Source organism: Streptomyces sp. NPDC005302, assembly GCF_040607345.1.
In the GTDB taxonomy this organism is placed as follows: Bacteria; Actinomycetota; Actinomycetes; order Streptomycetales; family Streptomycetaceae; genus Streptomyces.
In genome coordinates this window covers 164,628-177,364 of the sequence record NZ_JBEXGN010000006.1, presented here as the reverse complement: position 1 = coordinate 177,364, position 12,737 = coordinate 164,628, and the positions used below count along the sequence as shown (strand labels likewise).

Annotated in this window: 11 protein-coding genes; 8 read left to right on the top strand and 3 right to left on the bottom strand. The window is 71.3% G+C overall.

The features are described from left to right. Window positions 1-85: 85 nt before the first annotated feature. Window positions 86-2,500 carry an endopeptidase La gene (gene lon / locus ABZT74_RS11470; protein ID WP_356434236.1) on the top strand — a complete coding sequence of 805 codons (2,415 nt, stop codon included), beginning with the start codon at window positions 86-88 and terminating at the stop codon, window positions 2,498-2,500. Between the two features lie 114 nt (window positions 2,501-2,614). On the opposite strand, the gene ABZT74_RS11465 is transcribed toward lon, so the two are convergent. Continuing rightward, window positions 2,615-3,433: a lysozyme gene (locus tag ABZT74_RS11465; protein WP_356166622.1), complete on the bottom strand. Its 819-nt coding sequence runs from the start codon at window positions 3,431-3,433 to the stop codon at window positions 2,615-2,617. 280 nt (window positions 3,434-3,713) lie between these two features. Here ABZT74_RS11465 and ABZT74_RS11460 point away from each other — a divergent pair, with 280 nt between their 5' ends. Continuing rightward, the gene (locus ABZT74_RS11460) at window positions 3,714-4,232 is read left to right on the top strand and encodes a MarR family transcriptional regulator (protein ID WP_355875907.1); all 519 of its coding nucleotides are present in this window, start codon (window positions 3,714-3,716) and stop codon (window positions 4,230-4,232) included. A 54-nt stretch (window positions 4,233-4,286) separates the two neighbouring features. Here ABZT74_RS11460 and ABZT74_RS11455 read toward each other — a convergent pair whose 3' ends face one another. Next, window positions 4,287-5,075: a protein phosphatase 2C domain-containing protein gene (locus ABZT74_RS11455; protein WP_356434234.1), complete on the bottom strand. Its 789-nt coding sequence runs from the start codon at window positions 5,073-5,075 to the stop codon at window positions 4,287-4,289. A 359-nt stretch (window positions 5,076-5,434) separates the two neighbouring features. Between ABZT74_RS11455 and ABZT74_RS11450 the strand changes: the two genes are divergently transcribed. From ABZT74_RS11450 to ABZT74_RS11430, 5 genes are read left to right on the top strand one after another with little or no spacing between them, the layout of a single operon-like run. Next, window positions 5,435-8,557 (top strand): nitrate- and nitrite sensing domain-containing protein, encoded by a 3,123-nt coding sequence (locus ABZT74_RS11450; RefSeq protein WP_356434232.1) that lies wholly within the window; start codon window positions 5,435-5,437, stop codon window positions 8,555-8,557. Continuing rightward, window positions 8,554-9,057, top strand: a complete 504-nt coding sequence (locus ABZT74_RS11445) for a roadblock/LC7 domain-containing protein (RefSeq protein ID WP_355875900.1) — start codon at window positions 8,554-8,556, stop codon at window positions 9,055-9,057. The genes ABZT74_RS11450 and ABZT74_RS11445 overlap by 4 nt, the downstream gene beginning before the upstream one ends. Further along, a complete protein-coding gene (locus tag ABZT74_RS11440) occupies window positions 9,054-9,464 on the top strand; it encodes a DUF742 domain-containing protein (protein ID WP_355875898.1) in 411 nt (136 codons plus the stop codon). The genes ABZT74_RS11445 and ABZT74_RS11440 overlap by 4 nt, the downstream gene beginning before the upstream one ends. Then, complete coding sequence (locus ABZT74_RS11435) at window positions 9,445-10,083, top strand: ATP/GTP-binding protein (protein ID WP_355875896.1); 639 nt, start codon at window positions 9,445-9,447, stop codon at window positions 10,081-10,083. Before ABZT74_RS11440 ends, ABZT74_RS11435 begins: the two co-directional genes overlap by 20 nt. 30 nt (window positions 10,084-10,113) lie before the next feature. Beyond that, the gene (locus ABZT74_RS11430) at window positions 10,114-11,367 is read left to right on the top strand and encodes a styrene monooxygenase/indole monooxygenase family protein (protein ID WP_356434230.1); all 1,254 of its coding nucleotides are present in this window, start codon (window positions 10,114-10,116) and stop codon (window positions 11,365-11,367) included. A 156-nt stretch (window positions 11,368-11,523) separates the two neighbouring features. Here the strand turns inward: ABZT74_RS11430 and ABZT74_RS11425 are convergent, their stop codons facing one another. After that, the gene (locus ABZT74_RS11425) at window positions 11,524-11,823 is read right to left on the bottom strand and encodes a hypothetical protein (RefSeq protein ID WP_356434228.1); all 300 of its coding nucleotides are present in this window, start codon (window positions 11,821-11,823) and stop codon (window positions 11,524-11,526) included. 326 nt (window positions 11,824-12,149) lie between these two features. On the opposite strand from ABZT74_RS11425, the gene ABZT74_RS11420 reads away from it, so the two are divergent. Then, window positions 12,150-12,596, top strand: a complete 447-nt coding sequence (locus ABZT74_RS11420; RefSeq protein ID WP_356434226.1) for a hypothetical protein — start codon at window positions 12,150-12,152, stop codon at window positions 12,594-12,596. The last annotated feature ends 141 nt before the right edge of the window (window positions 12,597-12,737 follow it).

Genomic DNA, 12,737 nt, shown 5'->3' with positions numbered 1-12,737 from the left:
TCACAGCGAACAGCCTCCGGGGAACATTGAGGGACTCCGATGCATTGAGTCGACATAGCTCAACTTGTATGCCGAAGGGAAGATCATGGCTTCGACGTCCGCATCACTCACTCTGCCCGTGCTGCCGCTCGACGACGAGGTCGTGCTGCCTGGAATGGTGGTTCCGCTCGATCTGAACGACGCCGATGTGCGGGCCGCCGTGGAGGCAGCCCAGTCCGCCGCTCGTTCAGCGCCCGGCAAGCCCCAGGTACTCCTGGTTCCGCGCATCGACGGGACGTACGCGAGCACCGGTGTGCTCGGCACCGTCGAGCAGGTCGGCCGGCTGGCCGACGGCGACCCGGGCGCGCTGATCCGCGGGCGAGGTCGCGTGAAGGTCGGCGCGGGCACCACCGGGCCCGGGGCCGCGCTGTGGGTCGAGGGCACCCGGGTCGACGAGACCGTGCCCGAGCCGCTGCCCGGCCGGGTCACCGACCTGGTCAAGGAGTACAAGGCGCTGGCCACCAGCTGGCTGCGCAAGCGCGCCGCCTGGCAGGTCGTGGACCGCGTCCAGCAGATCGACGACGTGTCCGCGCTCGCCGACAACTCCGGTTACTCCCCCTTCCTCTCCCGCGACCAGAAGGTCGAGCTGCTGGAGACCGCCGACCCGGTGGCCCGCCTGAAGCTCGCCACCGAGCAGCTCCGCGAGCACCTCGCCGAGCAGGACGTCGCCGAGTCCATCGCCAAGGACGTCCAGGAGGGCGTCGACAAGCAGCAGCGCGAGTTCCTGCTGCGCCGCCAGCTCGAAGCCGTACGCAAGGAGCTGCGCGACCTCAAGGGAGAGGAGGGCGAGGAGGAGTCCGACGACTACCGCGCCCGTGTCGAGGCCGCCGACCTCCCGGAGAACGTGCGCGAGGCCGCGCTCAAGGAGGTCGAGAAGCTGGAGCGGTCCAGTGACCAGTCGCCCGAGGGCAGCTGGATCAGGACCTGGCTCGACACCGTCCTCGAACTGCCGTGGAACGAACGGACCGAGGACGAGTACGACATCCAGGGCGCGCAGGCCGTGCTCGACGCCGAGCACGCCGGCCTGGAGGACGTGAAGGAGCGCATCACCGAGTACCTCGCCGTGCGCAAGCGCCGCTCGGACCGCGGCCTCGGCGTCGTCGGTGGCCGGCGCGGCGGTGCCGTGCTCGCGCTCGTCGGCCCGCCCGGCGTCGGCAAGACCTCGCTCGGCGAGTCCGTCGCGCACGCCATGGGCCGCAAGTTCGTCCGCGTCGCCCTCGGCGGCGTCCGGGACGAGGCCGAGATCCGCGGCCACCGTCGTACGTACGTCGGCGCGCTGCCCGGCCGGATCGTCCGCGCCATCAAGGAGGCCGGGTCGATGAACCCGGTGGTCCTGCTCGACGAGATCGACAAGGTCGGCTCCGACTTCCGGGGCGACCCGGCGGCGGCGCTGCTCGAAGTCCTCGACCCGGCACAGAACCACACCTTCCGCGACCACTACCTGGAGGTCGAACTCGACCTCTCGGACGTCGTGTTCCTCGCGACGGCCAACGTGCTCGAAGCCATCCCGGAGGCCCTGCTCGACCGTATGGAGCTGGTCCGCCTCGACGGCTACACCGAGGACGAGAAGGTCGTCATCGCCCGGGACCACCTGCTGCCGCGCCAGCTGGAGCGGGCCGGTCTGGAGAAGGACGAGGTCGTCCTCGACGAGAGCGCGCTGCGCAAGCTCGCCGGGGAGTACACCAGGGAAGCGGGCGTGCGGAACCTGGAGCGGGGCATCGCCCGGCTGCTGCGCAAGGTCGCGGCCCAGCACGAACTGGGCGAGCGGGAGCTGCCGTTCACGGTGACCGACGCCGACCTGCGCGGACTCGTCGGGCGCCCGCACCACGTGCCCGAGTCCGCCCAGGACCCGGCCGAGCGCCGCACCGCGGTGCCCGGTGTCGCCACCGGTCTCGCCGTGACCGGAGCGGGTGGTGACGTCCTCTTCGTGGAGGCGTCGCTGGCCGACCCGGAGACGGGCGCCGCCGGCCTGACCCTCACCGGTCAGCTCGGCGACGTGATGAAGGAGTCCGCGCAGATCGCGCTCTCCTTCCTGCGCTCGCACGGCGCGGAGCTCGAACTCCCCGTCGGCGACCTGAAGGACCGGGGTGCGCACATCCACTTCCCGGCGGGCGCGGTCCCCAAGGACGGACCGAGCGCGGGTGTCACCATGACGACCGCCCTCGCGTCGCTGCTCTCGGGCCGGCTGGTGCGCACCGACGTGGCCATGACCGGTGAGGTCTCGCTGACCGGCCGTGTCCTGCCCATCGGCGGGGTGAAGCAGAAGCTGCTCGCCGCGCACCGGGCGGGTGTCACGACCGTGATCATCCCGAAGCGCAACGAGGCCGACCTGGACGACGTCCCGGCCGAGGTCCTGGAGAAGCTCGACGTCCACGCCGTCACGGACGTCCGCCAGGTCCTGGAGCTGGCACTGGCGCCGGCGACCAACGGTGTCGTGCCGGAGGTTCCGGTGGCGGCGTGACGGACGCCCATCGGAGGGGAAGGCCCGGGTCCCGTGAGGGAGGCCCGGGCCTTCGCCGTGCGGCGGGCCCGTCCGTCGTGCGTCGGGTGCCCGCCTGGTGCGTCGCGGCGCGGGTCAGCCGTTGGCGAGGGCCACCACGCGGTCCAGGGCGCCGTTGAAACGGTCGTGGTCACCGACCGTCGGGCCGGACGACGTGTACTGCCACATCGTGTAGTAGCCCCACCCGGCCGGCAGCGTCCCCGGATCGGAGGCGTACCGGGCGATCCACAGCGGGTTGGCGGCGGCGAAACCGGCGTAGTTGCCGGTGCACTGGCTCCACCAGCTGGTGGCCGTGTAGATCACCGCGTCACGCCCGGTGCGGGCCTTGTACTGGGTGAGGAAACTGCTGATCCAGCTGACCATCGCACTCGGGGTCTTGCCGTAACAGGCGGCCCCGTACGGGTTCCACTCGATGTCGAGCGTGCCCGGCAGCGTCTTCCCGTCCTTGGACCAGCCGCCGCCGTGGTCGACGAAGTAGTTGGCCTGGACGGCGCCGGTCGTCGTGTCGGGAGTGGCGAAGTGGTAGGCGCCGCGGACCATGCCGACGCCGTAGGAGCCGTTGTACTGCTGGGTGAAGGAGGGGTTCGTGTAGTACGTCCCCTCGCTCGCCTTCGTGTAGGCCCAGCGGACTCCGCTGTTCCACAGCGTGGACCAGGCGACGGTGCCCTGGTAGCCGGAGACGTCGACGCCTTCCGTCTGGGTGGCCTGGGTGCCGGTGGGCAGACCGCCCTGGCCGTCGTGGGCGACGACCCCCATGCCCATCCGGGCGGAGCCCCGGGCGGGGATGTCCGCGGCGGAGGAGGGGAGGGTGGACAACAGGGAGAACGCGGCGAGCAGGGTTCCGGCCGCGAGCAGGCGCAGGCGGCGGGCCGTTCCGGATCTGTGCACGGGCATGTGCGTGCCTCCGAAGGGCGATGGAGCTCCACGGGAGCTCGGTGGGGGGAGAGCGCGGGCACGCGGGCCTTGGGGAACGGGTCGCCGTTGACCCAGAATGGCGTGCGCATGCCAGCGAGATAAGTGCCTGATAAAGAAGCTACGCACGTAGACCACGGCGTGGGAAGAGGGGCCGGGCGCTGCCGTTGGTCTACGCCTGCGAAATACTGGCGGAGCTGCGGTAACGGGCGAGTTCTGGCTAAAACTTTCAGGATCGGGAAACCGAGTCAGGGGTGCTGACGTGCACGATCACGGCAACGACGGCGGGCTTCCGGCCGCGTCCGACGCGTCGGGCCACGGGGCGGGGCGGACCGTGGACCACGGGGACGGGGTGCACGAGTTCCTCTCCCTGGAGCGCGAGTTGACGGTGTTCCTGCGCCGGGCCCGGGCCAGCCAGGGCGAGATGGCCCGCGAGGTCCACCCCGATCTGGAGTCCGCCGCGTACGGACTGCTGGTCCGGCTCGACGAATGCGGCCGCCAGCGCGCCACCGAACTCGCCGCCTACATCGGCGTCGGCAAGGCCACCATGTCCCGGCAGCTGCGCGCCCTGGAGGAGTTGGGCCTCGTCGCCCGCGAACCCGACCCGGCCGACGGCCGCGCCTGGCTCGTCCATCTCACCGACGAGGGCCGCGGCCGCGTCACCAGCGTCCGCGAGGCCCGCCGCGCACGTTACGTCCGCCAGCTCGCCCACTGGGACCAGGACGAGGTCGCCGAACTCGCCCGGCTGCTGCACCAGCTGAACTCCGGCATGGAGAAGTGAGCACCCGCGTCCGCAGCTGAACGGCGCCGATCCCGGCGCCGATCCCGGCCTTGCTCACAGTTCCGCGAACACCACCGTCGCGTCGTCGTGCGCCTTGCTCCGCCGCAGGTGCCGCCGCTCCACCGCGTCGGCGCGCTCCAGCTCCCGGACGCGGTCCACCACGGACGCGGACCCCTCCTTGCGCACCAGCGCGAACAGAGCGGCCCAGTCGCCCTCGTGGAACTTCTCCACCCAGCGGGTCGCGCCGTCCGTGAGAGCGGCCAGGGCGCGGACCGAGGCGCGGGGCAGCGTGCCCGTCACCGCGCGGGCGGCCACCGCGGGATCCGCCGCCGCCGTGAAGAAGCCGCCCTCCCTGTTGCGGACCGTGGCGTCGGCCACCGCGTCCGAGACGAGGGAGGCGCGCGGCACGCGGGAGAGGCGGTCGTCGAGCAGCGCCGTCACCTCGCCGACGGGTGATTCCACCAGCAGGGCCGAGTCGGACAGGACCAGATACTCGACCTCGGAGGCGGACCACCGTGCGAGCACGACGGTTGCCTGAGGCGTCCTTGGGTGAGAAAGGTCACAGGTCGTGGCGTGCGCCGCGGCCACCCGGCGGATCGCCTCGGCCAGCACCTCCCGCAGCGTCACATCGCCCTGCGAAACGGACAGTTCGACCAAGGCGCCGCCGAGCCGCGCGGAGAACCAGGCGACCGTGTGCCGGCAGCCGTAGTCGCTCCGGGGCGGAGTCACCCCGTCCAGCACGACCAGTGAACCGCCCTGTCCTGAAGCGGGAAGCCCGACCGATGCGAAGTCCTCATTGGGGCGGGCCGGGTCGCCGGGCTCCGAGACGAGTTCAGTGCGCATCACACCAGTCTGCACGAGCCCTTCACAAGGCTCACGAAAGCCCGGCAACGGTCGCCGAACCCGTGCCGACCACCAGCCCGGCAGCCTGGTTTGGCATGGAATGATCGACTCCGGCAACGCGTGGCGGCGCATCCTGCCAAAGCCCGGTCCCGACGTCCAACCGGCCCGCCGCGCGGGCTCGTGGCAAACGCCGCAGGAACTTGCCCGCCAACTCCCCTCCGGGGTTCACTCCTTCGGGTGGCGGGCCGGACGAAGCGGGACCACCGCCCACCGGCACTGGGAGGGTCGGGAGCCGTACCGGGCGGACGCCGCGATCGACGGGACGTCACCCGGGCCCCAGATGGGTACACGAGTCAGGAATGCGAGCACCGGTGCAGAAGACGCGGCCGAGGCGCACAGGCAAGAAGACGGTCTCCAGTTCCGCGGAGGGTGGCGCCGTCGGCGACGCCACCGGCTCCACGGACCGGGGCAGGACCGCCCACGTACGCAACCGGCTCATCGTCGCCGTGGCGGTCGTCGCGGTCGCCATCGCCGGAGCCGGCGCGCCCACGGTGCTGGCCGCCTCGCAGCAACTGAACGACTCCCAGAACCTGGTGACGCTCTCCCAGCGCACCCAGCAGGCGCTCACCCTCGCGCACTCCTTGGCCGACGAACGCGACGACGTCACCTCCTACGTCGCCGCCGGACGCCCCAAGGTCAAGGCGCCCTCCGAGCAGCGCGGCGCCCGCGTCGACCGCCAGGTCGACGAACTGCGCGCCGACGACGAGGCCCCCGCCGCACTCCTCAAGGACCTGGACGGCATCGCCGCCCTGCGGCGCGCGGCCCTTACCGGCAAGAGCACCGCCCTCGAAGCGCACCAGGCGTACTCCGAGGCCATCGCCGAACTCCACGCCCTCGCCGAGGACCTGGCCGACCGCATGCCGGTCCGGGCCGGTTCCGGCGCACACGCGCTCGCCGAACTGGACACCGCCGTCCAGCAGTCCGCCGCCGCCCGCGGACTGCTCCTCGCGGCCCTCGCCATCCCGCGCACCACACAGACCGTCATCGACCCCCTCACGGGCCTGGCGACCACCACGACCGCCTCCTCGGCCGCCGGCGCCAAGCAGCGCGACGCGCTGAGCAGCGCTGCCCAGCAGGCCCGGGTCCGCTCCGACGCGGCCCTCGCGGGCTTCCGGGAGACGGCACCCAAGAAGGCCGTCACCTCCTACGACTCCACGGTCACCGGCCCCGACGTGGGCACCGCCGACAAGTACCTGGCGGGCCTCACCGACGAGCCGAAGCTCGCGGACGGCGAACTCGACACCTCCGCCGAGAAGCTGGACGCCGCGCTGTCCGCCCGCATCGACCTGATGCGCGGCGCCGAGTCCTCCCTGAACGACCACCGCACCAAGGACCTCGAACAGCTCCGGGACGACGACGTCACCGCCCTGGAGATCCGCGTCGTCCTCCTCGGCGCGCTGCTCCTCGTCGCGGTCGGCGTCACGATGGCCATGGCCCGCACGCTCACCCGGCCGCTCTCCGTGCTCCGCCGCGGTTCGGCCCGGCTCGCCGCCGACCCCGGCTCCCAGGAACCGGTGACGTTCACCGGCCGCAACGACGAGTTCGCCCAGGTCGTCCGCTCCGTCAACGCGCTGCACGAGCACGCCGCGGCGCTCCAGGAGCGGCACGCCACCCTCGAAGGCGACCGCAAGCACCTGATCGGCCAGCGCCGGCTGATGGCCGACGAGCGCGACAAGCTCCGCATCGAACTCGCCGCGGCGGCAAGCCACTTGGAGCAGGTTCGCGGCACCATCCACGGCACCTTCGTCAACCTCGCGCTGCGCACCCTCGGCCTGGTGGAACGACAGCTCGGGGTCATCGAGGGCCTGGAGGAGCGCGAGCAGGACCCGGACCGCCTCGCCACCCTGTTCAAGCTCGACCACTTCGCCACCGTCATGCGGCGGCACAGCGAGAACCTCCTCGTCCTCGCGGGCGCCGAGCACGTCCAGCACCACGCGAGCCCCGTCCCGCTCGTCGACGTCGTCCGGGCCGCGGTCAGCGAGATCGAACGCTACGAGCGGGTACGGATCGCCGCGCTGCCGCCGCACGCCCACCTCGCCGGGTTCGCCGCCGACGACCTCAGCCACCTGGTGGCCGAACTCCTGGAGAACGCCTCCTCGTTCTCGCCGCCCGACCTGCCCATCGAGGTCTCCGGCTGGCTCCTGGAGAGCGGCGAGGTGATGCTCTCCGTGCAGGACGAGGGCATCGGCATGACGGACGAGCGGATGAGCCAGCTCAACACCCGGCTCGCCGACTTCGACCCCGAGGACGCCTACGACCAGGAGAGCGGCGAGGGACTCGGGCTCGGCCTCTACGTGGTGGCCCGGCTCGCCCACCGGCACGGCGTCCGCGTACAGCTGCGCGAGCAGAAGCAGGGCGGGGTCGCCGCCGTGGTCGTCCTGCCGAAGTCCCTGCTGGCGACGGCACCCTCGTCCACCGTCCCGCCCCCGGCCACCCGGCTCGCCGGAGCCGCCCCCTCGGTGGCCCTGCCCGGCGCCGACGCGGAGGCCAACTCCAACGTCCTGCGCGGCCGTTCGGCCCCCACCACGACTCCCGCCGGTGACGCGGACCCGCTGATCGCCGCGGCCCAGGCGGCCGTACGGGACGCCGGTGAGCCCACGCCGGACCATGCGCCCGAGCAGGCCGCCGACCTCGCGCCCGGTTCCGCGGAGACCCCGGTCATCCCCGCGCCCCGCGAGCCGCTTGCGTCCGCTGCCCCGGCACCGGCACCGGAGGCCACACCCGAGACCACCATGGAGCTGCTGCTCCCGGACCTCGCGGCCGACGCCCGGGATCCGCACCCCGCCGACCCGGCGGCCGACCGGAGCGCGGAGACCCCCGGGGCCTTCGGCGAACCGGAGCCCGGCCCCGCGCCGGCGCCGCCCGGAGCGGACGTCTCCGCCGAGCCGCTGCCCCGCCGCGACGGGACACGCGCCCCGGCCGGAGCCGTACCCACCGCACCCACCGGAGCCGTACCCACCGGAGCCGCACCCACCAGTGCCGAGGCCCGCCCCGGCGCGGCGCCCGCACCCGCGGAGCCGCTGCCCACCCGGACGGCCGGCACCGATCCCTACGCCATCGGCCCCGACAGCCACGAGCGTGCCCCCGATGAGCGCCCCCGGCTCACCGACAAGGGCCTGCCCAAGCGGACGCCGAAGATCTCCGCCCCCGCCGCGGCACCGCGCCCCCGGGTGGGCGGCGTGGACGCCGACGCCCTGCGACGCAGGCTGGGCGGGTTCCACCGGGGCGCGGTCGAAGGCCGTCGTGAAGTGGAGGCCGAGATCGCCGACCGGACGGGCGAGACGCCCGCCCCCGCGGGACAGACCCCGCCGGCACCCGCGCCCACCGCACACGCGCCCGCGGGATCCACGCCCACCGGGCGCCCGCGCACCGCACAGGACGTAGAAGCATCGGGGGGCACCGTCGAGGAGGCAAGCAGTTGACCGCGCCCAGTACCTTCGGCCTGAGCAGCGAAGCCCGCAACCTGCACTGGCTGTTGACGAATCTCGTCGAGGAGGTGCCGGGCCTCCAGTCGGTCGCGGTCGTCTCCTCCGACGGACTGCTGCTGCTGTCCTCCGACCCCGGCCGCAACGCCGAGGCACGGACGGCCGACACCACCAGGCCCTCGGGACCCAAGGGTTCGGCGGCAGACCTCGCCACCATCGTCTCCGGCATCGGCAGCCTCACCATCGGGGCCGCCAAGCTGATGGACGGCGGTGGCGTCAAGCAGACGATGGTCGCCATGGAGGACGGCAGCCTCTTCGTCATGTCGATCAGCGACGGTTCGCTCCTCGGCGTGCACGGCTCCCCGGACTGCGACATGAGCGTGGTGGCCTACCACATGGCGCTCTTCGTCGGCCGGGCCGGACACGTGCTGACGCCCGAGCTGCGCACCGAACTCCGAAAATCCCTTGAGGCCGAAGCGCTCGGGAGTGCCCGATGACCGCGTCGAACAGTGTGCAGAAGCTCCCCGTGCGCGGCAGCGACCGCAAGCCCGCACGGGTACGCCCGTACTCGCTCACCGGCGGACGGACCCGCTTCGGGCACGTCCTGCTCGTGGAGACCTTCGTGGCCGCGCTGGAGGCCCCGGAGGAACGCAAGGAACTGACGAACGGCTCGCTCGCCAACCGGGTCATGCCCGAGATGCTGGCCATCGTCGAACTCTGCCGCCGTATGCGCACGGTGGCCGAGATCGCCGCCCTCCTCAGGATGCCCCTCGGCGTGGTCCGAGTGCTGCTGAGCGACCTGGCGGACCAGGGAAAGATCCGTGTGTACGGAACAGGTCACGGCCCGGGACAGCCGGACCGCGCTCTGCTGGAAAGGGTGCTGAGTGGACTCCGTCGTCTCTGACGCCGCACCTGGCGTCGCCCCCCTCCTCGACGAAGAGGAGAACCTTCAGGCCTGGCAGACGGACCGCACGCGTGCGCCGATCGCCACCAAGATCGTGGTGGCGGGCGGCTTCGGCGTCGGCAAGACCACCATGGTCACCGCCGTCTCGGAGATCACGCCTCTCCAGACGGAGGCGCTGATGACCCAGGCCAGCGAGGAAACCGACGACCTCACGGGGACGCCGGACAAGGTCACCACCACCGTGGCCATGGACTTCGGCCGCATCACCCTCGACGACGACCTGGTGCTGTACCTCTTCGGCACGCCGGGTCAGCAGCGGTTCTGGTTCATGTGGGACGACCTGGTGCGCGGCGCGATCGGCGCGGTGGTCCTCGCCGACACCCGCCGTCTGTCCGACTGCTTCCCGGCGCTCGACTACTTCGAGAGCTGCGGCCTGCCGTACGTCGTCGCCGTCAACCACTTCGACGGCAGCGAGCGGTTCGAGCCGGACGACGTGCGCGAGGCCCTGACCGTGCCCCCGCACATACCTGTCATGATCATGGACGCGCGCCGCCGGATCTCGGTCGTCGAGACCCTGCTGGCCGTGGTCGGCCACGCGCTGGAAGTCAGCCCCGAATAGGGACGCCTAGGTCCTAGGAGATACACCCGCATGCGGAAGATACTCGTCGTCGGAGCCGGTCAGTCCGGACTCCAGCTCGCCCTCGGCCTCCAGTCGCAGGGATACGAGGTCACCCTGATGTCGAACCGGACGGCGGACGAGATCCGCACCGGCCGGGTCATGTCGACACAGTGCATGTTCGACACGGCACTTCAGCACGAGCGCGATCTCCAGGTGAACTTCTGGGAGTCCCAGGCGCCGAGGATCGAGGGCCTCGGTGTCTCGGTCGCCGCCCCCGGCTCCTTCGACCCGGGCCCCTCGCAGCGCGCCATCGACTGGGTCGGCAAGCTCGACGGCTACGCCCAGTCGGTCGACCAGCGGGTCAAGATGGCCGGCTGGATGGAGACCTTCGCCCAGCGCGGCGGCCAGCTGGTCATCCACGGCGCCGCGGTCTCCGACCTCGACTACTTCTCCCGTACGTACGACCTGGTGCTGGTCTCCGCCGGCAAGGGCGAACTCGTCTCCATGTTCGGCCGCGACGCCTCCCGCTCGCCGTACACCGAGCCGCAGCGCGCCCTCGCCGTCGCCTACGTCCACGGTCTCGCCCCGCGCCCCGAGCACCCCGACTTCGACGCGGTGCGCTGCAACCTGGTCCCGGGCGTCGGCGAGCTGTTCATCATGCCGACCCTCACCACCTCGGGCCGCGCCGACATCCTCTTCTGGGAGGGCGTCCCCGGGGGCCCGCTCGACGTCTTCAACGGCGTCAAGGACCCCGCCGAGCACCTCTCGCTGACCCTGGAACTCATGGAGCGGTTCACGCCCTGGGAGTACGCGCGGGCGACCAACGTCGAACTCACCGACGCGGGCGGCACGTTGTCCGGGCGGTACGCCCCGACGGTCCGCAACCCGATCGGCCGGCTTCCCGGGGGTGGCCTGGTCCTCGGCGTCGCCGACGTCGTCGTGGCCAACGACCCGATCACCGGACAGGGCTCCAACTCGGCGTCCAAGTGCGCCGCCGCCTACCTCTCCTCGATCGTCGAGCACGGCGACAAGCCCTTCGACGAGGAGTGGATGCAGGCGACGTTCGACCGCTACTGGGACACCGCGCAGCACGTCACCAAGTGGACGAACGCCATGCTCGGCGTCCCGCCGGAGCACGTGCTCAACCTGATCGGCGCGGCCGGCCAGCTCCAGCCCGTGGCCGACCGCTTCGCCAACGGCTTCAACAACCCGGCCGACTTCGAGAACTTCTTCTACGACCCGGAAAAGACGGGCGCCTACCTGGCCTCGGTTGCCGGCGCCTGACAGACGTCTGACCTGCGGTCGGGCTGTCGGCGCCTGTCGCCATCTGTCGACGTCGGCAGCCGATGAGAGCAACGCCGATGTCTGCGGCCGACCGGCCGCAGACATCAGGTGGACAAAGGTCGTGCTGTTCGGTTGACCGGATTCCGTATCCGGGAATCAGGCCGTGGGGCGGCGGCGGCGGGCGCGGTGCAGGCGGAGGCCCTTCACGGCGTAGCCGACGCTCATGAGGACGAAACCGGCGAGGGCGAGCCAGAACCAGGACTCCGAAATCCTCTGACTCAGGGGCATGCCGCAGAAGAGCAAGATGCTGCCGATCGTTTCCAACAGGTCGAAGCGTGCTTTGGTTCGCACCTCTGGGTCGAGTTCGTGCGTCCTGCGGACGATGGGGGGCAGGGCGAGAGCCTGCCAGACGGCCAGGCCGAGGAAGATCCAGTCGAACCAGTCAGGTATGTCCACGGCGCGGACTGTACCGCTCGCCTTACCTTCGACGTCGGGCATCGGTGGCGGAGCCCAACGCGCCACCTGTGATGCGAGGTTGATTCGTCACCAACTCTCGTCATCTGCCGATGTCGGCCACCCCCGGACGGCTCGCAGAGGGTCCGGCCGCGGGCCTCTAAGGGGGTGAGTTGTGCGGTCTCGCCCCATTCGTGATGGGGGTCGCGTACTGGTCCGCCTCGTTGGTGACCTGGATCATTCTGCGTTTAGATAGACGCATGTCGGAGGGGAAGCGGGGCTCGACCCGTTGGCGGGGTGCGGTGTTCAGCGCCGCGATAGTCGCCGTCTTGGCGGGTGGCACTGGCTGGCTGCTGCTTCCAGATGAAGCGGACCCGCACGACTATGTCCGCAAGCCGGACGACGTGGTTATTGGCGACGGTTCGCTGGGAGCCGTGCTTGAGCGTTACCGCGTGAGCCTGCCCGACAGGGCGGCGGACGTGCGCTTCCATGACGACGAATCTCTGATCGGCTCCGAGGGAACCCTCTTCCTTCACTTCAAGGTCCCCCACGCCGGCCTGACAACATTCCTTCAGTCCCTCAAGCTGGGTCCACTCACGCCGGGCCTGCCCGCCGGTTGGGATCTCGGCGGGGAAGGTCAGCGCTTCGGGTGGAGCTTCCCGGGCAGTTCCTGGCATGGAGCGCAGAGAAGAGCTGAGGGAACCGTCGCCTATTCCGTTGCGGTCGGCCAGGCGGCCAAGGCCGACTCGGTCTATGTGGTCGCCGAACACCCTTGATCCCGGATCCGCCGGCTTGCGTCGCCCGATCCGACGGCCCACGGCCCGTAACAGAACCGCCAGTTGGAAGGAATTCGGAGTAGCGACGTGACGGGACCGTTCGCCGGGCGCTCGCTCAGCGTGTACTCGGCGGCGGTCAAC

Bases quoted from the DNA above. Each gene is read 5' to 3' on its own strand.
- lon (WP_356434236.1), top strand. From the start codon at position 86: ATGGCTTCGACGTCCGCATCACTCACTCTGCCCGTGCTGCCGCTCGAC.
- ABZT74_RS11465 (WP_356166622.1), bottom strand. From the start codon at position 3,433: ATGCCCGTGCACAGATCCGGAACGGCCCGCCGCCTGCGCCTGCTCGCG.
- ABZT74_RS11455 (WP_356434234.1), bottom strand. From the start codon at position 5,075: ATGCGCACTGAACTCGTCTCGGAGCCCGGCGACCCGGCCCGCCCCAAT.
- ABZT74_RS11450 (WP_356434232.1), top strand. From the start codon at position 5,435: ATGCGAGCACCGGTGCAGAAGACGCGGCCGAGGCGCACAGGCAAGAAG.
- ABZT74_RS11440 (WP_355875898.1), top strand. From the start codon at position 9,054: ATGACCGCGTCGAACAGTGTGCAGAAGCTCCCCGTGCGCGGCAGCGAC.
- ABZT74_RS11430 (WP_356434230.1), top strand. From the start codon at position 10,114: ATGCGGAAGATACTCGTCGTCGGAGCCGGTCAGTCCGGACTCCAGCTC.